Source organism: Streptosporangium sp. NPDC051023, from assembly GCF_040689595.1.
GTDB lineage: Bacteria > Actinomycetota > Actinomycetes > Streptosporangiales > Streptosporangiaceae > Streptosporangium.
Genome location: NZ_JBFBCE010000098.1, coordinates 1 through 26,148, shown reverse-complemented (window position 1 = coordinate 26,148; position 26,148 = coordinate 1). Strand labels below are relative to the sequence as shown.

Annotated in this window: 22 protein-coding genes; 7 read left to right on the top strand and 15 right to left on the bottom strand. The window is 71.5% G+C overall.

Annotated elements, in window-relative coordinates:
• Nucleotides 1–62: 62 nt before the first annotated feature.
• Nucleotides 63–1,790, bottom strand: coding sequence for a hypothetical protein (locus AB0395_RS40565; protein ID WP_366291144.1), 1,728 nt, complete (start codon nt 1,788–1,790; stop codon nt 63–65).
• A complete protein-coding gene (locus tag AB0395_RS40560) occupies nt 1,766–2,554 on the bottom strand; it encodes an ABC transporter ATP-binding protein (protein WP_366291141.1) in 789 nt (262 codons plus the stop codon). The genes AB0395_RS40565 and AB0395_RS40560 overlap by 25 nt, the downstream gene beginning before the upstream one ends.
• Before the next feature lie 261 nt (nt 2,555–2,815).
• Here AB0395_RS40560 and AB0395_RS40555 point away from each other — a divergent pair, with 261 nt between their 5' ends.
• From AB0395_RS40555 to AB0395_RS40535, 5 genes are all read left to right on the top strand, one after another.
• The gene (locus AB0395_RS40555) at nt 2,816–4,408 is read left to right on the top strand and encodes an acyl-CoA carboxylase subunit beta (RefSeq protein ID WP_366291138.1); all 1,593 of its coding nucleotides are present in this window, start codon (nt 2,816–2,818) and stop codon (nt 4,406–4,408) included.
• Complete coding sequence (locus tag AB0395_RS40550) at nt 4,405–4,602, top strand: acyl-CoA carboxylase subunit epsilon (RefSeq protein WP_366291135.1); 198 nt, start codon at nt 4,405–4,407, stop codon at nt 4,600–4,602. The genes AB0395_RS40555 and AB0395_RS40550 overlap by 4 nt, the downstream gene beginning before the upstream one ends.
• A 102-nt stretch (nt 4,603–4,704) precedes the next feature.
• Complete coding sequence (locus tag AB0395_RS40545) at nt 4,705–5,652, top strand: NYN domain-containing protein (RefSeq protein WP_366291133.1); 948 nt, start codon at nt 4,705–4,707, stop codon at nt 5,650–5,652.
• A 103-nt stretch (nt 5,653–5,755) separates the two neighbouring features.
• Entirely contained in the window at nt 5,756–7,159 is a 1,404-nt protein-coding gene (locus tag AB0395_RS40540) for a DNA-3-methyladenine glycosylase 2 family protein (protein WP_366291130.1), read from the top strand.
• Nucleotides 7,156–7,707 (top strand): methylated-DNA--[protein]-cysteine S-methyltransferase, encoded by a 552-nt coding sequence (locus AB0395_RS40535; protein WP_366291127.1) that lies wholly within the window; start codon nt 7,156–7,158, stop codon nt 7,705–7,707. Before AB0395_RS40540 ends, AB0395_RS40535 begins: the two co-directional genes overlap by 4 nt.
• Before the next feature lie 27 nt (nt 7,708–7,734).
• Here the strand turns inward: AB0395_RS40535 and AB0395_RS40530 are convergent, their stop codons facing one another.
• Nucleotides 7,735–8,907 (bottom strand): MFS transporter, encoded by a 1,173-nt coding sequence (locus AB0395_RS40530; RefSeq protein WP_366291125.1) that lies wholly within the window; start codon nt 8,905–8,907, stop codon nt 7,735–7,737.
• A 148-nt stretch (nt 8,908–9,055) separates the two neighbouring features.
• On the opposite strand from AB0395_RS40530, the gene AB0395_RS40525 reads away from it, so the two are divergent.
• Complete coding sequence (locus AB0395_RS40525; RefSeq protein ID WP_366291122.1) at nt 9,056–9,493, top strand: MarR family transcriptional regulator; 438 nt, start codon at nt 9,056–9,058, stop codon at nt 9,491–9,493.
• Nucleotides 9,494–9,528: 35 nt separating this feature from the next.
• Here AB0395_RS40525 and AB0395_RS40520 read toward each other — a convergent pair whose 3' ends face one another.
• The 12 genes from AB0395_RS40520 to AB0395_RS40465 form a co-directional block, all read right to left on the bottom strand.
• On the bottom strand, nt 9,529–10,464 hold the full coding sequence (locus tag AB0395_RS40520) for a hypothetical protein (RefSeq protein WP_366291119.1): 936 nt from the start codon (nt 10,462–10,464) through the stop codon (nt 9,529–9,531).
• Complete coding sequence (locus AB0395_RS40515) at nt 10,461–11,213, bottom strand: hypothetical protein (RefSeq protein WP_366291116.1); 753 nt, start codon at nt 11,211–11,213, stop codon at nt 10,461–10,463. The genes AB0395_RS40520 and AB0395_RS40515 overlap by 4 nt, the downstream gene beginning before the upstream one ends.
• Complete coding sequence (locus AB0395_RS40510; protein ID WP_366291114.1) at nt 11,183–14,065, bottom strand: hypothetical protein; 2,883 nt, start codon at nt 14,063–14,065, stop codon at nt 11,183–11,185. Before AB0395_RS40510 ends, AB0395_RS40515 begins: the two co-directional genes overlap by 31 nt.
• 126 nt (nt 14,066–14,191) lie before the next feature.
• Nucleotides 14,192–14,593: a pilus assembly protein TadG-related protein gene (locus AB0395_RS40505; protein ID WP_366291111.1), complete on the bottom strand. Its 402-nt coding sequence runs from the start codon at nt 14,591–14,593 to the stop codon at nt 14,192–14,194.
• Nucleotides 14,594–14,724: 131 nt separating this feature from the next.
• Nucleotides 14,725–15,222 (bottom strand): TadE/TadG family type IV pilus assembly protein, encoded by a 498-nt coding sequence (locus tag AB0395_RS40500; protein WP_366291109.1) that lies wholly within the window; start codon nt 15,220–15,222, stop codon nt 14,725–14,727.
• Nucleotides 15,213–15,731 carry a TadE family protein gene (locus tag AB0395_RS40495; protein WP_366291106.1) on the bottom strand — a complete coding sequence of 173 codons (519 nt, stop codon included), beginning with the start codon at nt 15,729–15,731 and terminating at the stop codon, nt 15,213–15,215. Before AB0395_RS40495 ends, AB0395_RS40500 begins: the two co-directional genes overlap by 10 nt.
• Nucleotides 15,715–15,996, bottom strand: coding sequence for a hypothetical protein (locus tag AB0395_RS40490; protein ID WP_366291103.1), 282 nt, complete (start codon nt 15,994–15,996; stop codon nt 15,715–15,717). The genes AB0395_RS40495 and AB0395_RS40490 overlap by 17 nt, the downstream gene beginning before the upstream one ends.
• A 2-nt stretch (nt 15,997–15,998) precedes the next feature.
• On the bottom strand, nt 15,999–16,937 hold the full coding sequence (locus AB0395_RS40485) for a type II secretion system protein (RefSeq protein ID WP_366291100.1): 939 nt from the start codon (nt 16,935–16,937) through the stop codon (nt 15,999–16,001).
• A complete protein-coding gene (locus tag AB0395_RS40480) occupies nt 16,927–17,817 on the bottom strand; it encodes a type II secretion system F family protein (protein ID WP_366291097.1) in 891 nt (296 codons plus the stop codon). The genes AB0395_RS40485 and AB0395_RS40480 overlap by 11 nt, the downstream gene beginning before the upstream one ends.
• A complete protein-coding gene (locus AB0395_RS40475; protein WP_366291094.1) occupies nt 17,814–19,115 on the bottom strand; it encodes an ATPase, T2SS/T4P/T4SS family in 1,302 nt (433 codons plus the stop codon). Before AB0395_RS40475 ends, AB0395_RS40480 begins: the two co-directional genes overlap by 4 nt.
• Nucleotides 19,112–19,867, bottom strand: a complete 756-nt coding sequence (locus AB0395_RS40470) for a hypothetical protein (protein WP_366291091.1) — start codon at nt 19,865–19,867, stop codon at nt 19,112–19,114. Before AB0395_RS40470 ends, AB0395_RS40475 begins: the two co-directional genes overlap by 4 nt.
• 1 nt (nt 19,868) lies before the next feature.
• A complete protein-coding gene (locus AB0395_RS40465) occupies nt 19,869–20,570 on the bottom strand; it encodes a hypothetical protein (protein WP_366291088.1) in 702 nt (233 codons plus the stop codon).
• A 645-nt stretch (nt 20,571–21,215) separates the two neighbouring features.
• On the opposite strand from AB0395_RS40465, the gene AB0395_RS40460 reads away from it, so the two are divergent.
• Entirely contained in the window at nt 21,216–25,925 is a 4,710-nt protein-coding gene (locus AB0395_RS40460) for an FtsK/SpoIIIE domain-containing protein (RefSeq protein WP_366291085.1), read from the top strand.
• Nucleotides 25,926–26,148: the final 223 nt, after the last annotated feature.

Here is a 26,148-nt window from a genome sequence, read left to right as displayed (position 1 = left end):
GTCAGCGTAGTCAGTCCGAATTCCCGGGCGGATACCGGTCTCACCTATTGGACTAGACCAATTCAGCTCCCCTGGGAAACGGCCCCGACAAGCTCGGGATACCTGCGAAAACCGATGTCCCCGGCCATCCTGCGACCCGCCCACGAGACCAGCAGGCCGTACGGCACCGCCAGCGCGCTGACCCAGGTGACGCCGAGAAGGATGGGCACGGTTACGGGCAGCGCGAGCAGACCGCCACCGATCATCGCGCCGAACGAGGCCACGAAGGCGATGCCGCCCTGTCCGGGAACCGCCCCGGTGAAGGCGTTGAGCCGCTCGGGCACCGAGTACGGCACGAGCACGCTCGTCATGGCGCCGACCCCGAGCCCGACGCCGAGCACGCCCCACGCGGTGAGCGCGCCGGGAACGGCCCAGAGCGGGTTCCCGGCGAGGAGGGCGGCCAGCACCGCCAGCAGGCCGAGCAGCGGCGTCGCGATCGTCGCGACGGCCAGGTGCCGCCCCGCCAGGTCGGTCCGCCAGGCGCGGCCGGTGCCGTAGACGACGGAGTTCATCCACAGCGAGCGGCCGTCGATCCCGAAGGAGTTGGCCGACTGCAGGGCGATCATCACCGCGCCCAGGCAGGCCGGGCCGACCACGAGGCCGATGCCTCCCGCTCCCTCGCCGCGGCTCAGGGAGAAGGCCATGACGCCGGTGACCGCGACGGAGGTGAACCAGACGACCCTGCCCCTGGGGTCGCGGCGGGCGTACTTGAGCTCCTTGGTCGCGACCGCGGCGAGCTGGCCGTCCGGCAGGAAGCGCGCGAGCACGCCCCTGGAGTTGCGCACGGAGGCGCCCTCCGTCGAGGCGTCCGTCGTGACGAGTGCCTTGCGGAGCGCGGCGATCCAGAGACGGCCGATCACGAGGACCAGGGCGGCGAGAACGACGAGCTCGGCGACCGCGACCAGGCCGCCGTCCGCGATGGCGTGCGCGGCCATGCCCGGCGGGGTCCAGCGCAGCACGGAGGCGATGGCGTGCAGCATCCGCCCGGGATCGGCCGAGAAGCCGCCGTTGAGCAGCAGGTTGGGGAGCTGCCCCGCCAGGACGAAGAAGATCACCGAGATGGCGAGCACGTCGCGGCCCCTGCGGGTGCGCATGACGCCGGACAGGGCGGTGGTGATCAGCCGGGAGGTGACGATGCAGAGCGCGAACTGCAGCAGGACCGCGACGACGCCGAGGAGCACGCCGCCGATCCCCCCGGCCAGACCGGCGATCGCGCCGGACATGAGGATCAGCGTGGCGATCGGCCAGACGCCGGTGATCGACGTGGCGAACATTCCGGCCGCCAGCTGGCCCGTCCGCAGCGGGAACAGCGCGAGGCGCGACGGATCGAGCGTGTCGTCCAGGCCGAACACCAGCAGCGGCCCCACGGCCCAGCTGACCAGGAAGATGGTGAACAGCACGACCCCGACGTCCACCGCGACGTCATCGGGGGCGAACCTCAGCGCGGACAGGCCGAGGAACCCGAAGGTCGCGACGGCTATGGCGGCGATCACGGTGAAGATGAAACCGGCCAGGCGCACGCCGTTGCCACGCAGGTTCCCGGCGATCAGCCGGAGCTTGAGCCGTACGAAGATCAGGGGGCTCACCCGGACGGCGCCGCCCGCGGGCGAGCCGTTCCCCGCGGGAGCACTCGCACCCGGCAGGCCGACGCCCCGGCCGTCTCCCCCGAAACCGCCGGTGTCGCCGGGAAGCGGGCCGTCCGTGCCGGGGCCGGTTCCCTGACCGTTCACGCCGAGGTCGCGCCCAGCCATGACAGCCCCTCCCCTCCGTCCTGACCGTGGCCTTCGCCCCTGGCGCCGACCAGGCCGAGGAACGCCTCGTTGAGGCTCCGCCCCGCGCGGACCTGGTCCAGCGGGCCCTGCGCGACGATCTGGCCCCGGCTCATCACCGAGACCCAGTCACACAGGCGCTCGACGAGATCCATGACGTGGCTGGAGAAAACGACGGTCGCGCCCGAGGCGGTGTAGCGCCGCAGCACCTCGGTCAGCGTGTTGGCGCTGACCGGGTCGACACCCTCGAAGGGCTCGTCCAGGAAGAGCACCCTGGGGTTGTGCAGCAGCGCGGCGGCCAGGCCTATCTTCTTGCGCATGCCGGTCGAGTAGTCGACGACGAGCTTGTCCGCCGAGTCCGCCAGGTCCATGACCCGCAGCAGTTCCTCGGTTCGCCGCTCGACCTCGGTCTTCGGGATGCCCCTGAGCTGGCCGTTGTACGACAGCAGCTCCCGCCCCGACAGGCGCTCGAACAGACGCAGCCCCTCGGGGAGCACGCCGATGCGGGCCTTGACCGCGACCGGGTCGCGCCAGACGTCGAGGCCGTCGATGTGGATGGCGCCGTCGTCGGGACGGAGCAGGCCGGTGACCATGCTGAGCGTGGTCGTCTTTCCGGCGCCGTTCGGACCGACCAGCCCGGCGAAGCTGCCACGCGGCACGACGAGGTCGACGCCGCCGACGGCCACCTGCTGCCCGAACCTCTTGAAAAGCCGCTGTGTTCGTACCGCTTCGGCACTGTCCGTCATGACTCCCACTTTGCCAGAATTACCCGTTTGACGAGCGTTTCTCTGATCACGGATGGCTTCGCCCGGTACGGCCTCACGGGCACTCCTGTCAGGTGGGACCCCGCTGGGTTCTCGGGTGTCGAGACGGTTACCCTGCTGAAAACGAGCGGGGAGCGCCCCTTGCGCCCGGAGCGGGCCATGGGAACGGCCGTCACGCCTGGGCGCGCCTGCCATGTACGCAGCTTGTACGCAGTGTGAAGCGAGCGAGGAGTGAGGGACCCGATGAGCGCCGAGCCGACAGCCCCCGGGGTTGACATCCACACCACCGCGGGCAAGCTCGCCAACCTGGAGCGTCGCCTGGACGAGGCGGCTCACGCCGGTTCGGCGCGCGCGGTGGAGAGGCAGCACGCCAAGGGCAAGATGACGGCCAGGGAACGGGTGCTGGCGTTCCTTGACGAGGACAGTTTCTTCGAGTTCGACGAGCTGGCCAGGCACAGGTCGACGAACTTCGGCCTCGAGCGCGAGCGCCCGTACGGCGACGGCGTGGTGACCGGCCACGGCACGGTCGACGGCAGGCCTGTGGCGATCTTCGCCCAGGACTTCACCGTGTTCGGCGGATCGCTGGGCGAGGTCTTCGGCGAGAAGATCGTCAAGGTCATGGACCACGCGCTGAAGACGGGCTGCCCCGTGGTCGGCATCAACGACTCCGGCGGGGCGCGCATCCAGGAGGGCGTCGTCTCCCTGGGCCTGTACGCCGAGATCTTCAAGCGGAACGTGCACGCCTCCGGGGTCGTCCCGCAGATCTCGCTGATCATGGGCCCGTGCGCGGGCGGCGCGGTCTACTCCCCCGCGCTCACGGACTTCGTGCTGATGGTCGCGGAGAAGTCCCACATGTTCATCACCGGCCCGGACGTCATCAAGACGGTTACCGGTGAGGAGGTGACGTTCGAGGAGCTCGGCGGCGCGCACACGCACAACTCGAAGTCGGGCGTCGCGCACTACGAGGCGATCGACGAGGCCGACTGCCTGGAGTTCGCCAGGGCGCTGCTGTCCTACCTCCCCTCCAACAATCTGGACGAGGCCCCGGTGTTCGACGCCGACCCGGCGCTGGAGACCACCGATGAGGACCGGGAGCTGGACACGCTGATTCCCGACTCAGCGAACCAGCCGTACAACATGCACACGGTGCTCGAGCATGTGCTGGACGATGGCGAGTTCCTGGAGGTGCACGCGCAGTTCGCGCCGAACATCCTCGTGGGCTTCGGCCGGGTCGAGGGGCGTTCGGTGGGAATCGTCGCCAACCAGCCGATGAGTTTCGCCGGGACACTGGACATCGCCGCATCGGAGAAAGCCGCCAGATTTGTCCGTACTTGCGATGCCTTTAACATTCCTGTTCTTACATTTGTAGATGTACCGGGATTCTTGCCCGGAACAGATCAAGAATGGAACGGGATCATCCGTCGCGGCGCCAAGCTGCTGTACGCCTACGCCGAGGCGACCGTGCCACTGGTCACGGTGATCACCCGCAAGGCGTACGGCGGCGCCTACGACGTCATGGGCTCCAAGCACCTGGGCGCGGACATCAACCTGGCCTGGCCGACCGCGCAGATCGCGGTGATGGGCGCGCAGGGCGCGGTCAACATCCTCTACCGGCGCGAACTCGCCTCGGCCGACGACCCGGACGCCGAGCGCGCCAGGCTCGTCGGCGAGTACGAGGACACGCTCGCCAACCCGTATCTCGCGGCGGAACGTGGGTATGTAGACGCCGTGATCCGCCCCTCGGACACCCGGGTCCGGATCATCAGGGCCCTGCGTGCCCTGCGCAACAAGCGCACGACCCTTCCCCCCAAGAAGCATGGGAACATCCCGCTATGACGCACCTGAAGATCGTTCACGGGGACGCCACCCAGGAGGAGATCGCCGCATTGGTGGTCGCCCTCGCCTCGCGGGCGGTCCCTGCGGTGAAAGCACCACCAAAGCAGGAAAATTGGCGTGATCCCGCACACCGCATGCGAAAGTATCTTCCTACCGGACAAGGCGCGTGGAGATCGAGCGGACTACCTCGATAGATCCCCGGAACGGGGTGTCAAGTTGCACGAGACTTGGGACTATCTAAGAAATGGGCGCATATAGTCAGCCCGATCAGTGAGTTCCGAGGCCTGGAGGACGACATGACCATCCTGGACCTCACAACCCATCCCGTTGCCGCGAAGTACGCCGTCCTTGTGGACGTCGGATACCTATATGCGGCAGCGGGAGAGGTGCTCCTGGGCGCAAAGGAGCGCAAGGAGTACCGCGTCGCCGCTGACGAGCTCATCCAGGCGCTGCAGAAACACGCCGAGGCGCGCATCCACGGCGAGCTGCTGAGGATCTACTGGTACGACGCCGCCCGCGACCGGGTGCCGACCGTGGACCAGCGCGTCATCGCCCAGCTTCCCTGGGTCAAGGTGCGCCTGGGCAACCTCAACGCGCGGGGCCAGCAGAAGGGCGTCGACGCGCAGATCAGGAGCGATCTGGAGGCGCTGGCCAGGCACCACGCGGTGAGCGACACGATCCTGCTGGCCGGGGACGAGGACATGGTCCCCGCCGTCGAGGCGGCCCAGGCGTACGGCGTGCGCATCCATCTGTGGGGCGTCGAGCCGCCCTACGGCACCAACCAGGCCGAACGCCTCGTCTGGGAGTCGGACACCGTCGAGATCATCAGCGCCGACTTCCTCCGTTCCTTCTTCAGCCGCGCCCCCGCCCCGGTCCCCGTTCCCGTCGCACCCGCGACCCCCTCCCCCGCGCAGGTCTTCGCGGGCCGCCCGCCCGCGACGGCCAAGCCGAAGGCGCCGGTCGGCCCGGTCACCAAGCTCGGCCCGAGCCGCCCCCGCGTCGAGGAGGTCGGCGAGCACGTGGCCCAGAAGTGGATCCTCACCCGGGGCCGCGACAACATCCGCGACCTGCTGCCTGGACCGATCCTTCCCACGGTCATCGACACCGAGCTGCTGATCGAGGCGGAGAAGGAGCTGGGGCACTCCCTCCGCCCGTACCCCGAGGCCAGGGTCTGGCTGCGCGACGGTTTCTGGGCCCGTGTCTACCGCGAGTTCGAGATCGGGGTCGGCGTCTCCTCGAAGTAGACCCGACTCGAAGTAGACCCGACGGGAGCAGGGCCGGGGCCTGTGACGATCAGGTCTGATTCCCGCCAGCCGTATGCCCTGTGCTGGCAATACCGTTGTGGACGTGTCCGTTGTGGAACTTGATTTCGACTCCTGTTACCGCGCGGTGGCCGCGAGAGACGCCCGGTTCGACGGGCGGTTCTACACCGCGGTCACCTCGACCCGCATCTACTGCAGGCCCATCTGCCCCGCTCGCACGCCGAACCTCCGTAACGTGCGCTTCTACCGGCACGCGGCCTCCGCCGAGGCGGCCGGGTTCAGACCGTGTAAGCGCTGCCGTCCCGAGCTCAGCCCGGGAGACCCCGGCTGGGACCACAGGGGCGACCTGGTCGGCAGGGCGTTGCGGCTGATCGACGAGGGCGTCGCCGACGACGGCGGGATCGCCCTGCTGGCCGGACGCCTGCACATCACTGAGCGGCACCTGCACCGTCTCTTCACCGCCGAGATCGGCGTCGGGCCGCTGGCCGTCGCCAGGACGAAGCGGCTGCTGCTGGCCAAGCAGCTGCTGACGGAGACCGGCCTGCCGATCACCGACGTGGCGTTCGCCTCCGGCTTCGGGAGCGTGCGGCAGTTCAACGCGACCATGAAGGAGACGTACGGCTTCACGCCGGGCGAGCTGCGGGAGACGGCGGGCAGGGCGTCCGCCGACACCTCACTGACGCTGCGGCTGCACCGGCGCGAGCCGTACGACTCCGCGTCGATGCTGCGCTTCCTGCGGGCCAGGGCGATTCCCGGGCTCGAACACGTCGGCGAGACGGCCTACAGCCGTGCCATCCCCGGCGGGACGGTCACCCTCACCCCCGTGCCGGGCCACGTCCGGCTCGAGGTCGAGCTTGAGGACACCCGTACCCTGGCCCGCGTCGTCGCCCGCTGCCGCCGCCTGCTCGACCTCGACGCCGATCCCGAGGCCATCGCCGACGCGCTCGGGGAGACCTCCCTGGGACCGCTCGTCACCGCCCGCCCCGGGCTGCGGGTCCCCGGCGCGTGGGACGGGTTCGAGGTCGCCGTCCGCGCCGTGGTCGGCCAGCAGATCTCCGTCGCGGGCGCCCGTACGCTCCTGGGCAGGATCGTCGCCCGCGCGGGACGTGAGACGGGGGGCGAGACGCTCAGCCACCTGTTCCCGACCGCCGGTGAGCTGCTCGAGGCCGACCTTGAGGGGCTTGGGCTCACCGGACGGAGGGTCACCACGCTGAAGGCGCTCGCCGCGCGGGTCGCCGAGGGAGACATCGACCTGGACGGGGCCCAGGAGCCGTCGCAGGCCGTCTCCCGGTTACTGCGGGTCCCGGGAATCGGGCCGTGGACGGCGAGCTACGTGGCACTGCGCGCACTGCGCGACCCGGACGCGTGGCCGGAGGGGGACCTCGGGCTGCGCAGGACCATGGCCTGCCTGAACATCCCGGAAGATCACATTGAGCGGTGGCGGCCCTGGCGAGCCTACGCCGCACTGCATCTTTGGAGCACAGAATGACCGAGACACCGACGGAGAGCCCCGTGAAGACGCGGGTCGAGGCGCAGACCCTGCCCACCCCCGTTGGCCCGCTGGCGCTGCTCTCACACCGGGGGGTCCTCGTCGCCGCGGGCTTCACCGCCGACCCGCGGGAGATGTTCGTACGGCTGTCGCCCGCGCTCCAGGCCGCGGGCCTGGTCGAGACCCGTGACCTCGGCCACCCGGCGCGGGCCGTACGGGACTATCTGGACGGCGACCTCAAGGCCCTCGACGAGGTCGAGCTGGCGCAGCCGGGCACACCGAAGCGGCAGCGGTTGCTCAAGGCGCTGCGGGAGGTGCCGCCGGGCGTCACGATCGGCTACGCCGAGCTGGCCGAGCGGGCGGGGCTGCCGAGGACCGCGGCCAGGGCGGCCGGGGGCGCGTGCGCGCAGAACCTGATCGCCCCGTTCGTCCCGTGCCACCGCATCCTGCCCGCGGGCGGTGGCTTCGGCGGCTACTACTACGGGCCCCCGGTCAAGCGGTGGCTCCTCATCCACGAGAAGGCCATCCCGCAGAGCGGCCTGTTCTGACCTGTTCTGACCGGCGGGAGGCCCACCTCACCCCGCCCCCTGGGCGGCGAGGGCCCGCTCGCGGCCGACCGTGTGACCGGAGATCGCGACGGTGACCAGGCCGAGCAGGCCGAGCAGGGCGGCGACCCAGGCGGGCGAGACATAGCCGAGACCCGCCTGGATGGCGAGACCGGCGAGGAAGGCGCCGAGGGCGTTGCCGAGGTTGAAGGCGCCGATGTTGGCGGCGGAGGCGAGGGTCGGAGCGCCCTGCGCCGCGTCCAGGACCCGGATCTGCAGCGGGGGGACGGTGGCGAAGCCCGCGACACCGAAGAGGACGACGGCGGCGAACAGCGCGATCTGTGAGTGGGCGACGAGGGCGATGACCGCCGCCAACACGGTGAGGCCGCCGACCGAGAGGTAGAGGCTCGGGATCAGCGCCCGGTCAGCCAACCTGCCGCCGAGCAGGTTGCCCACGACGACGCCGACGCCGAACAGGCCCATCAGCAGCGGGACGGCCCCCGCGGGCAGCCCGGCGACCTCGGTGACGATGGGCGCGACGAACGTGATCACGGCGAAGACCGGGGCGAACCCCAGGGTCGTCATGAGCAGCGCCAGCCAGACCCGGCCGCCGCGGAAGGCCGCCAGCTCGCCACGGAGACTCTGCCCCTTCTCGCGCGGCTGGGCGGGGACGAGCGCGGCGACCCCGGCCAGGGCGGCGACGCCGACCGCGGTGACGATCCAGAAGGTGGCGCGCCAGCCGAGGGCCTGGCCGACCGCCGTACCGAGCGGCACTCCCAGGACGTTGGCCAGGGTGAGCCCGGTGAACATCATGGCGATCGCGCTGGCCCGCCGTTCCGGCGCGACCAGACTGGCCGCGACGACGGAGCCGATGCCGAAGTAGGCGCCGTGCGCGAACGAGGTGACCACCCGCCCGGCCATCAGCGCGCCGTAGCTCGGCGCGAGCGCGCACAGCAGGTTGCCCACGATGAAGACGACCATCAGGGCCAGCAGCATGGTCTTCCTGGAGAATCGGGCGCCGATCATGGTGAGCAGCGGCGCTCCGACGACGACGCCGAGGGCGTATCCCGAGACCAGCAGTCCCGCGGTCGGGATGGGCACCTGGAACTCGGCCGCCAGTTCCGGCAGCAACCCGTTGATGACGAACTCTGTCGTGCCGATGCCGAAGGCGCTGATCGCGAGGGCGAGCAGGGCGAGAGGCATGGGAGGACTCCTCCGGTTAGAGTGGACGCATGGGTGAACACATGAGGCGGGCCCTTGCGTGAGATTACTTGCAGACGCCTATTACTTGCAGACGCCCACTATCTCACCATGCAAATTCTTGAACGACCAAGAATCAGGAGTGTGATCCGTGCCACTGCCCGATGACGCCGTGGAGGCCCGCGCCCACGGCTGGCGCACCCTGGCCGCCCTGCACGCGCGCATCGAGGACCGCCTCGAACACGCCCTGCAGGCGGATCATGACCTGAGCGTGAGCGAGTTCACCGTGCTGGACGTCCTGTCGCGCCAGGACGGCTGGTACATGCGCATGCAGCAGCTCTCCCGGGCCGTCGTGCTCAGCCAGAGCGCGACGACCAGGCTCGTCTCACGGCTCGAAGGGCGGGGACTGCTCTCCCGTTACCTGTGCGAGGACGACCGGCGCGGCATCTACACCGAGGTGACCCCCTCGGGACGCGACCTGCTCGCCCGGGCCAGGCCGACGCACGACACCGTGCTCAAGGAGACGCTGGACGAGGCCCTGGACGTGCCGGAACTCGTCCCCCTCGCCCGCGTCGTCGCCTCCCTCTGACGAACCCACCACTCCTCCCGGTCCCGAGGGGCGGCTCAGTTGTCTCCCTTGACGATGCTCTGCACCTCGCCGACGGCGACGTCACGGGTCGCGCTCGCCCGTACGGGGTCGTAGGCGACGCCCGCCACGTTCACCGCCACGTTCCAGACCGAGGTGACGGTCATCGTGTAGACGTCGCGCGGCTGGTCGACCGAGGCGCGCAGGTAGCTCACACCGCAGGTGAACGCCGCCCCTTTGGCGTACGGCTTGCCCCCGGGACCGCACTTCTTCCTGACGTCGGCCCGGTCGGAGGTGGTGCCCGAGTCGATGTCCAGGTCCCCGAGCGTGGCCGTCACGGTCGCGCTCATGACCCCGGGGAGCGTCGCGGTCACCGACCTGGTGGTCTGCCCCGGGTCGTCCAGCCAGACCCAGGTCGGCAGGTTGACGTAGCTCTTGACGTCCGGATTTAGCTTGATCTTCGGCTCGGGGACGGTCAGCGCGGCCCTGGCGATGTCGGCCAGCTCGGCGACGGTGATCCCGGAGGGCGGGGTCGTGTTCGGCGGCACGAACACGTAGGGCTCGAGCCCCGCCAGGCAGGACAGCGCGTTGGGGTCCGCCGCGTTGTAGCCGCGCGTCCACCAGCGCCCCTCCTGGCCGACCTTCTCCTCGAACTGCTTGAGGGAGTCCAGATGCCTGCGCCACTCCGTCTCGGGAATCCACTCGGGCTTGGACTTCTGCTGTTCCTTCAGCATGTCGGCGGCGTTCTTTCCGGGTTCGTACCAGCAGGGGCGCTTGACCCGGTAGCCGTCGCTCTTGCCGCTGAGGCCGGTTCCGGTCACGATGATCTGGGAGTCCTTCAGGATCACCCCGACCGTCCCCCCGTTCTTGCCCTGCTGGAAGCCCTTGGCGTCGGGAGCGCCCTCGCCGCTGCCGCCTCCCGGGTTGGCGGAGGCGAGCACGAGCAGTCCCGCAACGATCACTTTCCCGATCATCGAAGACATCCCTTCGCGCGTTCGTTGGGAAGGTCGGTGTGCCGGAGCAGCGCGACCCGCCAGACGCCGTCGTCGCCGAGCCGCATCCCTGCGGACTGCAGGAAGGGCTCGCGGGTCCACGCGGGCTGGTGGGGAACCGGTTTGCCGGTCGACGAGTCGAGCAGACGCATCCCCGACTCGTCGACGCACGCGTCGAGCTGCGCCCCCCTGCCACTGATCGAGCCGACGTCGAGCGCGTAGAGGCGTGCGGTGCCCCGTACGGAGCGCCGCTCGTCAAGGAACTCCTGCACCCACGCGTTCACGTCCCGTACCGCGTCGCCCTCGACGACGTCGAGATAGGCGACGTCCCGGCCTCCGGTGACGACGGCCTTGAACGACCCGGCCAGATGGTCGCGGAAGGCGTCGATCATCCCGGTGACGTCCGGGGTTGGCGTGCCCGGCCACTCGACCACCAGCCGCACGCCGGGCGCGGCCTCGACGGTCTCCGTCCTGGCCGTCGGCACCGCCGCGACCGGCCGCGAAGGGTCGGCCGCCCCGGGGGCCTCGGAAAGATCCCCGGGGACGAAAGGCCGGGCCGGCCGCGACGAACACCCCACGAGCCCGGCGAGAAGCACCACCACCGCCAGCACCGCCAGCACCACGCGCCCTCGCATCACCCCGGCACCGCGGCCTCCCCGCCCTCTGACGACACCGGCGCGGAAACCGCCTTCCCGCGCGTTCATGCGGACGGCGCCGAGCGCATCCGCCACGAGGGCAGGAGCTCGTCGATCAGGGCCTCGGTCTCCGGGGCCATTCCGCCGCCCTCCGGCTGGGATGCGGCCCGTCTGTGCAGGGCCTCGACCACGGTCCGCAGGCGGGCCTGGTCGCCGGTGAGATGCGTGGCCCGCAGCAGGTCCCGCCAGAGCCCCTCGTCGTCGGCGGCCAGCAGCAGCCCCGCCCGCACCGCGGCGACGGCCCGTCCCGCGTCCTCCTCCGCCAGCCGTATGTCGCAGAGCCGGTGGGCGGCGTCCGCGACGGCCGCCGTCACGTCGTACTCCAGGTCGTCGTCGGCCAGCCAGGCGTAACGGCCGCGCTGGCGGCCGTTGAGCAACGGTCCGCGCACCAGGTTCAGGGCCCGCTCGAGGAGCACGGCGCCCACGGTCGAGTCCGTGTGGGACCGGCGGACCAGGTCGCGGAAGACCATCCAGTCCGTCCTCACCTCGGGGCCGAGACGGAGCCTGCCCGACTCGTCGGCGTAGAGGTTGGGGCGTCCCGCGCTGTCGGCGCCCAGCCAGGTGACGACCCTGGCGATGGTCGCGTCCCTGACGGCCGTCTGCACGCCGCGCGGCCAGAGGATGCCACCGAGCACGACCGGGTGAACGCCACCGGGGTGGGTCGCCAGGTAGACGACGAGCTCGACGGCGAGCACGGCCCGCCCCTCCTCCATCGGCGACGGCCCGGTGATCTCGGCGGGGCCGAGGATCCGTACCTCCAGCGAGGGCGTCCGCGGGACCGGCTCCGGACGGTCGGCGATCGGCTCGCCGTCGAGCCGATCGGCCGCGTGGAACAGGTCGATCAGGGCGCGGTAGTGGCGGCGGGGCAGGAGCTGCGCGTCCACCTCGAAGCCCAGCGCGTCGACACTGGCCTTGCCGTCCTCGGTGATCTCCCAGTTCCAGGTGGCGTGCGGGACCTCACCGGCGACGACGTACCCGGCCGCGGTCCTGGTGCCCTTCCTGGCGAGCACCGCGAGACGGCGTCCCTCCTCCTCGCTCGGGGCGAGCGCGGACAGCACGTAGTGCGGCGGCCAGATCGGGTCAGCGGCACGCCCGTGGATCCGCCCCGTCAGCACCTCCCCGCCCTGACCGCGTTCTTCCGCCTTGGCTTCAAGCTCGGGCAGGACCTCGGCGAGGGTGGCCACGTATCTGATCCGATCGGGGGCGATCAGGGTCAGTTCCTCGCCGAACCCGACGAGCGTGACGCTCATCCGGTCCGACCAGCGGTTGGTCGCGAGCTCGACGGCCAGGGCGGCGAGCGCCGGGGTGGTCTGGGCGCCCTTGAGGCTGATCAGGCCGTGTGCCGCCTCCAGGTCGATGAGCACGCGCCCCTCGCCGTTCGACCCGAGCGAGACCAGCCCCGGGTACGGCGCGGGCGCCTCGGCCAGCGCCCGCTCGTCGAGCATCCTGCCCTCGTGGGCGGGCAGCCGCCAGACCTGGCCTCCGTCGTGGGCGGCCCAGGGCGCGGGGGCTTCCGAGGCGGGTGGGTGAATCCACAGGTCGAGGCTCTGCGCGGACAGGTGCGCGGCGTAGATCGTGGGCGGCACGCGCTTCTGGGCCGCCAGGGACTGGCCGAGCAGCCGCAGCCCGATGTCCAGCATCCGGCTGCCCGGGGCGTCGGCGCCGAGCCTGAGCGCCAGCTCGGCCTGGGCCGCGTCGTCCCTCGGCCTGACGATCCTGCGGCCGAACGCCCGGTGCCAGAGCTGCTGCCTGCGCCTGCGGCCGAGCGCGGCCAGCAGCCCGGCCGCCGCCAGCGAGGCGCCCGCCAGATAGTCGAGCAGTTCGAGCCCCGGCCCCTGCTCGTGCTCCCGCGCCGCGCCCTGCTCCGCTCCCTTCCCCGAACTCTGTCCCGGCCCGCCGTGCTCGGACGTGCGGCCCGTCACCGCGTACGGATCACGCTTGCCACCGTCCGCGGCCTCCCTCCGAGGATGAGCGGAACCCTCGCGACCGTCCGCCTTCTTCTGCGACCCGTCGGGCAGGACCGAGGTGTCGGAGGGAAGGGAGACCTCGGGGCGGGACTCGGAAGGCAGGTCCGCGCCCCCCTGGATGAACTGGGTGTGGCCGTCGAGCTCGGCGGGCTTGTCCGGGTGGTCTTCCAGGGTCTCGTCCCGAGGCTGGGAGGCCGGGACGATGTGCACGTTCCTCGCGTCGTCCGGCATGTCGAGGACCCAGCCCGGCCTGATCAGGTCGGCCATGTGAAGGCGGCTGCCGTCCGGCTGTTCCTTGTGCTGGTTGAGGCGGTAGATCTCCGGATAGCGCCGCCCGTCACCGAGGCACTTCTCCGCGATCTCCCACAGGCTCTCGTGGTGCCGCCCATGCGGCGGCTGCACCACATACACCTTCTTGGCCTTCTCCACCGGAACCAGCGGCGCCCGCTCCTGGGTGTCGGGAGCCGAGACCGAGGCGGCGGCCGCGACCACAGGACGGGCGACCGGCGGACCCGCCGACCTCGCGATCGGCACGACAACCGCGGAGACGGTGAACAGCAGCAGGACGGCCGAGACCAGCCGGTTGGCCAGCACCTGGGTGCCGCCGGAGAACGGGACCCTGGCGGGCATGCCGACCCGGCGCAGCCCGGCGTAGATCTCGACGATCACGCAGACGGTCAGCTGCAGCCACGCGAGCCAGACCAGCAGCACGAGAATCGCGATGATCAGGCTCGTCCCGACCTGGCTGGTCAGCAGATTCAGGTGGAGCAGCTCGGGTGAGAGCGGCGGCCCGGCCAGCCTGAGCAGCGCGTAGGGGACACCGCCGACCAGCGCGACCAGCACGACCAGCGCGCCGAGGCCGGCGATCAGGTCGCCCGCCGTACGTCTCGGCTTTATGCGCATGGGCTGTCGCGTGGGCATGCGTCTCCCTTCCCGTCTAGGTTCGTCATCCTTGGTCCGCTCGGCCAGTGGTTCACCGCAATTGGTCTGGGGCGCCTTCTCCGCGTCTGCCCGCCCCCGCAGGCCGTTTCTCCGCCGGACCTGCCATCAGGCGTCCTCGCCCATGTCCGGGCCCGCGGTCGCCTCGGCCTCCATCTCGGAGCCGGGGAAGCCGAGCGCGGCGAGGAAGAACGCCTTCCAGGCGACGGAGACCCGCACCGTGACCTCGGCCTGGCCCCCGCCGACCGTGCACTCGCCGAGCTGGACGTCCGAGGTCGCGTGGGCGGAGACGATCTCCCTCGCCTTCCCGCACACCGTGCCCTCGTCCAGCAGCTGGGCCTGGCCGGTTTCGCGCAGGTGCTCGACGTCGATCTGGTCGGCGGCGGCCCTCGCTGCCTGCTCGGCGATGTCCGCAGCCCGCAGCCTGGCGTTGATGGCGGCCCCGCCGTCGACGAGGAGCCCGGCCAGCATGAAGACCACCACCGAGAAGATCACCGTGAAGACCGACATCGACCCCCGGTCCCCGGCACCCGCACGACCACGATGGGCCCGGGAGGCCGGGAAGATCTCAGGAGCTGGGGAGGTCCCAGGGGCTGGAGAGGTTTCAGAGGTTCGGAAAGCCGCTGAGGCGCGGGAGAGGCTCATTTCTCCACTCTCCTGAACCGCTCAAGCGGGACCACCGCGTCGCCCCTCATCTCCTTCGCGGCGCCGAACCCGAGGAAGTCCAGGTTCAGCGAACAGGTCACCACCACCCTGACCTCGCCGCCCGCCTCCCACTTCGTGCCATCGCCCAGGCTGACCTCGGGATCGCACTGACCGGACAGCGAGGCCTCAGCCGCCTCCGTCGCCGCGGTCTCCGCGTCCGAGCGGGTGCGCTCGACGGAGGCCGCCCTCGCGGCGTCCCTGGCGGCGCCGTTGACCTCGCCCTGGGCCTCGACCACCCTGCCCGCCCCGACCAGGAAGAGCAGGAAGAGCAGGAACACCGGGGCGAGCAGCACCGTCTCCGCCGACAGGGATCCCCGGTCACCACCGAACCTTGGCCGCCCCCCGCGGAGACCGCGCGCACGCTCGCACGGGGAGAGCCCCTCACCTGAGGAGGCCCGCCCGTGCGGGGAGGCGGCCCGGAAGGTCACTGGCACCCCTCGCTCCCGTCATCGGGGCGGAAGCACTCGACGGGACCACCGAACCGCGAGGTGATGGTGAAGGTCGTCGACGGCAGCAGCGGAACGACCTGGACCGCGGTCGCGGTGATCTCCACGCCCCGCTGGTCGCCCTCCTCCCAGGTCGTCACGGTCGCGCCATCGAGAAGCTTGGGGCCGATGGCCTTGAGCACCTCCTCGGCCTTGGACGTGGCGTCCTGCTGCCAGGAGTCGCTGTTGACCCGGGCGAGCCGCGACCCCTCCCTGGCCGCGGCGTCGGCCACCTGGCGGCCGTGGAACCACAGGGCGAACTGCACGACGAGCAGGACGACCGCCAGCACAACCGGCATGATCATCGCCAGCTCGATGACGGCGGCTCCCCGCTCGCGGTCACGGCGCCGGATCCGCGCCCGAGGGCGACCCCGGGTCCGTTCCGGGCCCCGCGCTCGGGTCCGGCCCCGGATCCGTTCCCTGACCCGCGCCGGGAAGGCCTCAGCCGTTGCCGCCACCCGGGCCACCTCCGCCGTCAGTGCCGCCTCCTCCACCGCCACCGCCACCACCGCCGCCACCGCCGAACTGGTCGGAGATCTCCCCCTGCCTGCCCTCGACCAGGCTCTTGATGAGCGTGGCGAGGCCGAGGGCGACCCCGGCGATGATCGCGGTGATGATGACCCACTCGACGGCGGAGGCGCCCCTGCTCGGAGCGTTTCGTGCCCTGTCGATCCGCACACTCAGGAAGGTTGTCGCGTAGACGATCCACGGATGGCTCAGCATGGTCAGGACCCCAACATCTTCATAGCGGCCGGAAAACTCAGGAAGATCACGAAGCCGGCACAGAGCAAAAGCTGGGCGACGAGCATTGACTGGGAGCGCTCACCCGCCTGTCCTTCGATCTCGGCGAGCTCCCGCCGCCGCAGGGTCGCGGCACGGGCGGTCAGGGATGTGCGGACCTTGGCTCCGTCATCCGCGACCAGCCCGAGGGCGGCGGACAGGTCGCGCAGCTCGTCGACGTTGATCTCGTCACCGAGCTGTCCGAGAGCCTGCCAGGGGGTGATGCCGACGATCCTGGCGTTGCCGAGCGCCTCACGGATGCGGGCCATCGCCCAGTTGGCCTCCTCCTCGTCGGCGCCGGGACTGCCGACCGAGACGGCCATCATCAGCGCCTCGGGCACCCCGCGCCCGCCCGCCAGGTTCATCGCGACCAGGTCGAGGAAGGCGCCGACGACATGCCGGAAGTCGCGGCGCATCCGCGCCGCGTCCCGTTTGACCTGCATGTCGGGCAGGACGAAGAACGCTCCGGAAACAGCGAGGGCGGCCCACAGCGGGATGGTGAGCGAGGTGTCCCACTCCATCAGCACCAGCCAGCCGAGCAGCAGCGGGAAGGCCAGCAGCCCGGAGACGGCCAGCAGCACCTTGGTCGCGAGGAAGGCCTCGAACGACCTGCCGAGCAGGGCCAGGTCGGACCTGGCGGAACGGGCCTCCCAGCCTCTGGCGGCGTACAGGCGGGCCAGGCGCTGGCCCAGACCCCGCCGGAAGGCGCTGACGTCCTCGTCGGGCAGGATGAGCCTGGCGCGCGGAGCCTGCGTGCCCTCCTTCGCCGCGTCGAGGGCGAGCAGTCGCGTCACCAGCCCGGGACGGGCCGGGAACAGCGCCCTCATCAGCAGGAACAGGCCGAGCCCCAGCACGCCTCCGGCGAGCAGCGTCTCAGTCGGCATCGCGCACCTCGCCTCCCGAGGGCAGCCCGAGCAGCCTGGCGGGCTTGTCGAAGCGGGCCAGGCGGCGCATCCAGGCGAAACCCGCGCCGAAGAACCCGGCGACGACGACGAGCACGGCCTGGCCGAGAGCGTTGTCGTACTCGGCGACGTAGGAGGGGTTGAACACGACGAGCGCGACGGCGAAGGCAATGGCCGTACCGACGACGATCTGCACGCTTCTCCGGGTCGAGCGGCGTTCGGCCTCGACGCGGCGGCGCATGTCGAGCTCCTCGCGGGCCGAGACGGCGAGTGCGCCGAGCACGTCGCGCAGACCGGGGCCGCGCAGCTTCGAGTTGAGGATGAGCGCGGCCACGACCAGGTCGGCCGAGGGGTCGTCGAGCTCGTCGGCGAAGATCCTGAGCGCGTCGGGCAGCGGCATCCGGGTGTGCAGACGGTCGACCAGCGAGACCAGGTGCGGGCGGAGCATGGGCGCCGCGGCCCTGATCGAGGACGGGATGGCCTGTTCGAGACCCGCCGCTCCCGCGATGGTGTCGCGGAGCGACTCGGTCCAGGCGGCCAGTCCTTCCAGGCGCCGCATCGCCGTGCGCTCCTCGGCCGCACCGCCCGACAGGCCCCGCCAGCCCAGCGCGAGCAGTACGGCTCCGGCGGCCATCACCGGCCACCCGGTCACCACGAGCACGACAAGGCCCACGATCACGCCGATCGCGGAACGGGTCGACAGGGCCCGGATGAGCTCGCGCCTTCCTGCTCTCCTGCCGGGGGCCGCGGGGCGGGGGCGCACGCCGTACAGGGACAGGCCGAGCAGGAACAGCCCGGCGCCGAGTGCCGCGCCCGCGAGCATGACCAGGGGGTCGAACAGCTCGGCGGGAAGCCCGATCATGCCCAGCCCCCGGGGTCGTAGCCGTGGTAGGCCAGCTCTTCCATGCAGGACAGGGGGGCGTTCGGCAGCACCCTGCCGTCCGGCGCGAGGGCGAACACCTCCGAGGAGAGCACCCTGCCGTCGACGCCGGCCACCTCGCGCACGCTCGAAACGAACCGGCGCAGCCTGCCACCCTTGGCGTAGTCGTTGCGCTTCTCGATGAAGACCACGAAGTCGATCGCGCCCGCGATGAGCATGTGAGTTGCCTCGATCGGCAGGCGCTCCGCGGCCTGGAGCGCGTAGGTGGCGATGCGGTTGAAGACCTCCATCGAGGAGTTGGCGTGGATGGTCGACAGCGAGCCGTCGTTACCCTGGGTCATCGCGTTGAGCATGGTGACGATCTCGTCGCCGAGGACCTCTCCGACGATCACCCGGGATGGGTTCATGCGCAGCGAACGGCGGACGAGCTCCGCCATGGAGATCTCGCCCTGGCCCTCCGAGTTGGGCAGCCTCTGCTCGAAGGCGACCACGTTCGGGTGGAGCTCGGAGAACTGGTCGAGACCTAGCTCAAGCGCGCGCTCGACGGTGATCAGCCGCTCGGCGGGCGGGATCTCGTTGGCCAGCGCACGCAACAGGGTCGTCTTTCCCGCGTTGGTCGAACCGGAGATCATGATGTTCTTGCGGGCCGCGACGGCGGCTGACAGGAAACGGCCGAGCTCGGGGGTGAGAGTGCCGTTTCCCACGAGGTCGCTGAGGAAGACCTTGCCGAGGCGGGAGCGGCGGATGGAGACGGAGGGGCGGACCGTCACGTCCATCACCGCCGACAGCCGGGAGCCGTCGGGCAGGCGCAGGTCGAGCTGCGGGTTGGCGGTGTCGAAGGGCCTGCTGGACAGGCCACTGTAGGCGGCGAGGATCTGGATCAGCTCGACCAGTTCCTCGTCGGACTCCGCGACCGGCTCCCGCATGAGCTCCTGGCCGTCGGCGTAGCCGACGAAGACCCGGTCGCAGCCGTTGATGTCGATGTTCTCGACCTCGGGGTCGTCCAGCAGGGGCTGCAGGCGGCCAACGCCGAACAGCGCGGCGTGGATTCCCGCGGCGAGCGCCTCCTCCTCCTCGGCGCTCGGCGGGGTACGGCCGACGCCGATCTCGCCCCGCGCGAACTCCTCGAGCACCTGCGCGATCAGCGCGCGGGCGAACTGCCGCTCGTCCTCGCCGCTCATCGGCACCAGGCCGCTGGCCTGGTCGAGGCGGCGCTGGTGGGCCAGCCTGTCGCCGACCTCCTGCCGGAAGCGCTTCACCAGGGTGTGGTCGACGGTCATGTGGCGGGCTCCGGAGCTCGGACCTGCGCGGAGAGACGGCCGGCCAGCTCACGGGCGGTGCGGATCAGCAGCGAGCGGTCGAGGCGCCCGCCCCACTGACCGCGCAGCAGTTCTGCGCCCTTCGGGTCGTGCGCGATCCCGGTCACGAAGGCGAGCTCCCTGCCGGTGGCCATGACGATTCGGCGGACCTCGTCGATCGTCGTGCGGTACTGGCGCGGGTCGGCGATCACCACGATCGCGACCTGCACCGAGCCGGGCAGCACCTGAAGGCGCTCCCTCAGATGGGCGACGTGGTCCAGGCTCGCCCTGGTGAACAACACCACGAGGGCGGCCTCCGCCATCAGCTCCCCCATCTCGGGGTGGCCGCCGAGACGGCCGCAGTCGGCCAGCACGTCGGCGTCGGGCAGCGCGGCCAGCGCACGCCCCAGCGGACCCCAGAGCCAGGTGAGCCCGGCGGCCTGCTCACCGTGGGTCAGCCCGGCCAGCACGTCGAGGCCGCCGACGATCCTCTGGGTGTGCTCGTAGACCTGCTCGGGCTGCAGGCCGCGGCGGGCCGTCGCGCCCAGGGTGAGCAGACCCCTGTTGGGGTTGAGCACGCCTCCGTCCACGGCGGGGAGGCGGTAGGCGAGGTCCCCTCCCGCGGGGTCGCACTCGGCGAGCAGCACAGCACGCGGCCAGACCGCGCCCAGCGCGGTCGCCGCCGTGGTGACGCCGGGCGCGCCCTTGTCGGCGGCCAGCACGATGAGCGCCACGTCACCGCGCCCCGGGCAGCTCGGCCACGGCGATCTCGCCGCTGGAGGCGTAGGTGGTGATCGCGGGTGCGTCCTTGACGTCCACGATGACCGCCAGCTGGCCGGTCGGAGCACCCGTGTTGGAGGTGCGCATCCGGTGGACGAGCGCGCTCTGCGCGAGGATCCGGCTCTGCGTCCCCGCGTCCCCGCCCCGGCCGGGCACGTAGATCACCTGGACTCGGTCACCCACGTCGAGGGTGATGGGCAGTTGGCCCGGTTTGAGCGACAGGCCGACGATGGCCTTGCCCGGGCCGAGCTCCTCGCTGGTGGAGACGACCATCCCCCTGGTCAGCAGGGTGCCCTCCAGGAGGGTGACGCGGGCGAAGTTCTGCGCGACGCGTTCTCTGTCGGCCCATGCCACGTAGTCGATGTCGGTGCCGGCGACCTGGACCTCCCTCATGGAGGTCACAAGCATCTGCTGGCCCGCGCCGATCTGCCGGGTGATCTGGATCGCGGCGACCCGGTCGCCGCTGCGCAGGACCAGCAGGGTCGTGGCGAGCGCCCCACCCAGGATGAGCAGCAGGGCGAGGGCCGCGAGCGCGGGTTTGCGCTCGCGCGGGGGCACGGGGAGCTTGCGCGACGCAGGCCCGGAAAGGCCTGGCTGCGCGCCCGGCCGCTCGGCGTTCACCGGGGCACGGCCGACCGGCTTCTCACTGGTCCTCATGGGTAGGGGGACTCCCAGAGTCTTCACAAATAGGACTACTGCCTGAATTTACGCCATTGTGCGCACCGGGCCGATGAACTGGCGGACAAAACTCGGGTCCCATGCTCGTTTGATAGGAACGGGTCTGTCAACGCCGATCTGAGGGAACCTGGCGGTTTGGCCAGATGACAGATGACTTATCGGGGCGATAAGGACTCAGATTAACTCGTGTATCATCTGTCCCAGCGTTTAGGAGCCTCATTCGCCGGGAAAGGTTTGAGGCCTTCACCATACGGCCAGAAGGCCGTACACTCCCCTTCCCCTGAACCCGTTCAAAATGTGCCATCCTTACGGCATGATGAACAGCTTCGGGCGCGGCACGCCGGTGAGACGACGGATCCGCTCGACGCCGGAGCCGACATCCGCCGTGCCCCCGTGGCCTCCAGCCGGGTTTTCCACAACCCTGCACGACATTCCCCAGGCGGCCGGGATCGGCGAATGCCCATTTAAAACGGCATAACCGCCCACCTTCATCCGACAGTTTTCCACAGGCTGCCACGTTTTCCACATACCGGCCCACGCCCCATGGCATTGCCACAAACCGCTCATGCGAGGTGGCCGCCACTCTGTACCGTGGACCGGGGCTCCGACCCGAGGAGAGCGTCGATGCGGATCATGCTCACCGTGCTCAGTGAGCACGCCGACCGCGATGTCGTGGTCGAGGGCGACGAGACGACCACGGTGGCGCGGCTCGCCGAGTCGCTCGCCGGTCAGGCCGGCGAGCGGCCGAGCAACGTGGTACGGCTGACGCGCAGCAAGGCACCGTACGGCCTGGACCGCGACGCGGGCGCGGACCCCCCGGTCCTCTGGCTCGACGGCCGCCCCCTCGACCCGTCCGCGCCCGCCCTGGGCCTGCTCCGCGACGGCGACCTCGTCACCCTCGACCGGGACCTGGCCGCCGCGACGCTCGCCGAGGAACCGGGCGGCATCGTGGAGATCCGGGTCGTCGGCGGACCGGCCGCCGGGTCCGTGCACCGCCTCAGCCTGGGAGTCCACACCATCGGCTCCGACCCCGCGTGCGCGGTCGCCATCGCCGACCCCCTGCTGCCCGGCCAGGCCGCCGTGGTGCGGCTCACCCCGGAGGCCATCACCGTCGAGGCGGGAGCGGGAGCGGCGCCGAGGCTGGACCGCGAGCCGCTGGAGGGCCCGAAGGACGCGGAGGGCCTGAAGGGCGCGGTGCCCTGGCCCGAGCACGCCGTGCTCACCTGCGGCGCGAGCGTGCTGACCCTCAAGGCCGTCGAGCCTCCCGACGCGCACCTGGACGCCCAGCCGGACGGCGGTCTCGCCTACAACCGGCCGCCCAGGCTGCGCAGGCCCCAGGGCATGCGGCGGTTCGAGGTGCCCGCCGAGCCGAAACGCGCCGAGACCATGCGGCTACAGCTGCTGACGGCCTTCCTGCCCGCCGCACTCGGCGTGGTCATGGCCTGGGCTTTCCACATCTGGTACTTCCTGCTGATGGCGCTGATGACGCCGCTGATCATGATCGGCCAGTGGTGGAGCGACAGGCGGCACGGCCGCAAGCAGTACCGCCAGCAGATGAAGCAGTACAAGGAGCGGCTGAAGGTCTTCGAGGCCGACGTCGAACGCGCCCGCGCAGCCGACGAGGCCGAACGCCGCGACGCCGCGCCCGACCCCGCCGAGGTGCTGCTCACCGCGACCGGCCCGCGGCGGCGGCTGTGGGAGCGCCGCGACCACGACCCGGACGCGCTCAGGCTGCGGGTCGGCCTCGCCGACCTCCCCGCCGATCTGGAGTTCGCGCCGGAACGTTCAGCCTCCGCGGACACCCCGCTCCCCGACCTGCCGAACTGTCACGCGGTGCCGGTCGCGTTCGCCATGCGCCGCCTTGGCGTCGCGGGCCTGACCGGGCCCAGGCACGCGACGGCGGGCCTGGCCCGATGGCTCGTCGGTCAGGCCGCGGCCCTGCACAGCCCCCGCGACCTGGCGATCGTGGTGCTGTCCGCGCACCGCGACGGAGACGAACGCTGGAACTGGGTCCGCTGGCTGCCGCACTGCGCCCCGCACGGCGGCGAGGACTGCGTGGCGCTGGTCGGCGCCGACCCGGAGGCCGCCGCCCGCAGGGTGAGCGAGCTGACCACGCTGATCGACGAACGCCAGGGCGAGGAGGAGGGATCGTCGGCCAAGCTCGGCCGCATCCCGTCCGGGTGGGGTGATCTGGGCGGTGGGGCCCCCGGGCAGCCGGACGCCGCCCCGGTCTACGACGAGCGCCCCTACGACGTGCTGGTCGTCCTGGACGGCGCCCAGGTCCTGCGCGCGCTGCCCGGCATGCCGCAGGTCCTGCGCCAGGGCCCCAGGGCGGGCGTCTACACCCTGGCCCTCGACGACGACCAGCGGCTGCTGCCCGAGGAGTGCGCGACCGTCGCGGACGTGGCGGAGGACGGCACCGTACGGCTGCGCGGCGGCGGCCTCGAAGGACTCGGCGAGATCCTGGCCGACCAGGTCTCCGCGTCATGGTGCGACCGGCTCGCCCGTTCCCTCGCCCCCGTGCGCGACGTCAGCCGCGACGACTCGAGCCTCGCCCTGCCCGGTTCCGCGCGGCTGCTCGATCTGCTCGATCTGCCCGCGGTCTCCGGCGCCGCCCTCGCCGAGCGCTGGGGCCGTACCACCGAGGCGGTGATCGGAGCCGGTCCCGACGGGATCTTCTCCGTCGACCTGCGCACCGACGGGCCGCACGCGCTCATCGCGGGAACGACCGGCGCGGGCAAGTCGGAGCTGCTGCAGACCCTGATCTGCTCGCTCGCGGTGGCCAACCGGCCCGACGAGATGACCTTCGTGCTGATCGACTACAAGGGCGGGGCCGCCTTCAAGGAATGCGTACGGCTCCCGCACACGGTCGGCATGGTCAGCGACCTCGACGGCCACCTCACCCAGCGGGCACTGGCCTCACTGGCCGCCGAGATCCGCCGCCGCGAGCGGCTGCTGCTGGCCGCGGGGGCGAAGGACATCGAGGACTACCACGACCTGCGCGACGCGCAACGGGCCCGCGCCTCACGGGACCTGCTCGTCGCGGGAGCGGGTTCCTCGGTCAGGCAGCTGCCCCTGCGGGCCGAACCGCTCGCGGCGCTGCCCCGCCTCGTGCTGGTCATCGACGAGTTCGCGGCCATGGTCAGCGAGCTGCCCGACTTCATGACCGGCCTCGTGGACATCGCCAGGCGGGGCCGCTCGCTCGGCATCCACCTGATCCTGGCCACCCAGCGGCCCGGCGGCGTGGTGACCGCCGACATCCAGGCGAACACCTCACTGCGCATCGCGCTGCGGGTGACGGAGGCGTCGGAGTCGGCCGACGTCATCGGCAGGCCGGAGGCCGCGCACATCTCCAAGGCCACTCCTGGCCGGTGCTACGTGAAGTCGGGCGCGGGTGCGGCGACGGCGGTGCAGACGGCCCGGATCGGCGGGCGCAGTCCGGGCGCCCAGAGCGCCGACGTCAGGGCCCGGGTGACCGAGGTGGACTGGCGCGCCCTGGGACAGCCGCTGTCCCCGTCCGAGACGGTCATGGAAAACGCCTCCGTCACCGACCTGTCCGTGCTCGTGGACGCCCTGGTCGAGGCCGCCCGCGTCGCCGGGATCCCGAGGCAGCCGAGCCCCTGGCTTCCGCCGCTCGACGACCTGCTGATCGCGCCCGGTCTCTCGGCCACCGTGGGTGACGCGCCGCCGTACCGGGCGGGAGTTCAGGAGGTGCCGCCGCTGGCGTTCGGGGTGACCGACCTGCCGTGGGCGCAGGACCGCAGGCCGCTGGCGCTGGACCTGGCCGGAGGGGGGCACCTGCTCCTGGCGGGCGCCTCCCGCAGCGGACGGTCGACCGCGCTGCGCACGCTCGCCGGGGCGATCGCCGCCGGGGCGTCCCCCGCGGACGTGCACGTGCACGCGATCGACTGCGGCTCGGGGGCGCTGCTGCCGCTGATGGCCATGCCGCATTGCGGCGCCGTGGTGACCCGCGACCAGCTCGACCGGGTCGAACGGCTGCTGACCAGGCTGCGCGCCGAGATCGGGCGCCGGCAGCAACTGCTGGCCGAGGCCGGATACGCCTCGCTGGCCGAGCTGCGCGCCGCGTCGGCGGGGCCGAGGCTGCCGTGGCTGGTGCTGATGCTCGACCGGTGGGAGGGGTTCGTCGCCGCGTTCGAGGGCTACGACTACGGGCGGCTGATTGAGTCGATGATGCAGCTGCTCAGGGAGGGACCCGCGGTCGGGCTGCGCGCCGTGGTGACCGGCGACAGATCCGTGCTGATCGGGCAGATCTCCACGGTCTTCGAGGACCGGCTGATCCTGCGCCTGGCCGACCCCGCCGACTACGGCCTGGCCGGGCTGCCCATCAAGGACCTGCCGACCACGCTGGCTGCGGGGCGGGCGCTGTCCACCGGCGAGCACGGGATCACGGAGAGCCAGATCGCGCTGCTCTGCGACGATCCCGCGGGACCCGCCCAGGTCGCGACGCTCCAGACGCTCGCCAGAACCGTGCCCGCTCGCTTCGCGAACGGCCTCGTGGGAGGCGCGGGCGGGCTCGCGACAGGCACGGGCGGGCTCACGGGCGGCCTCTCGATGGGCACGGACGGTGGGGCGGCCGGGCTGGGCGGGCGCGCCGAGTCCGGCGGGTGGCTGTGGGAGGGCGAGCCGCCGCTGCGAGTCGACGCGCTGCCGATGCGGATCACCACGGCCCAGGCTCTCGAGCTGGCGCCCTCCTTCGAACCGCCTTCGCCGCTGTGGGCGCTGTTCGGCGTGGGAGGCGACTCCCTCGCCCCGCTCGGCGTCGACCTGCTCGCCCACGGTCCCGGCGCGGTCGTCGCGGGCCCGTCCCGCTCGGGGCGCTCCTCGGCGCTGATGACCGCCGCCCGCTCCCTGCTGGCCCACGGCACGCCGGTCGCCCTGGTCACCCCGCGTCGCAGCCCGCTCAGCACGCTGGTCGACGCGCCGGGGGTGCTGGCCGTACTCGACGCGAACGGCAACCTGGAGGAGGCCGTCGCGGGACACGAGCGCTACGTGGTGATCGTCGACGACGCCGAGCTGGTCTCCGCGGACTCCCCCCTGGGCATGGCCCTGGAACAGGTGCTGCGCACGGGACGCGACAGCGAGCACGGGCTCATCGTCGGCGGGACGACGGGCGACCTGACCACCGCCTACCGGGGCTTCGTCGCCGAGGCCCGCAAGGCGCGCACCGGCCTGTTGCTGTCGGTCCAGAGTCCCGCGGACGGCGACCTGTTCACCATCCGCCTCCCCAGGGGCGCGGTCGGTGGCCCGCCGGGTCGGGGGCTGCTGGTCACGCTGGGCACGGCGACGCCCGTCCAGACGGCTCTGCCGACCTGAGTGTCAGCCGATCCAAGCTCCCGGCCGTTCCCCGGCGCCGTCGGTCACCTGTCTCTCCTGTGGCTCTCCCCTGGCGCCCTCCCCAGTGCCGTCATCCGGTGCCGCCTGTCACCCGTCGTGGCCCGGGGGGGGGGGCCCCCCCCCCCCGCGGCGGCGGGGGCGACAGGGAACACCGGGAAAGTAATGGAATATATGGGAAAAACCCGGAAAAAGAATGTGAGAA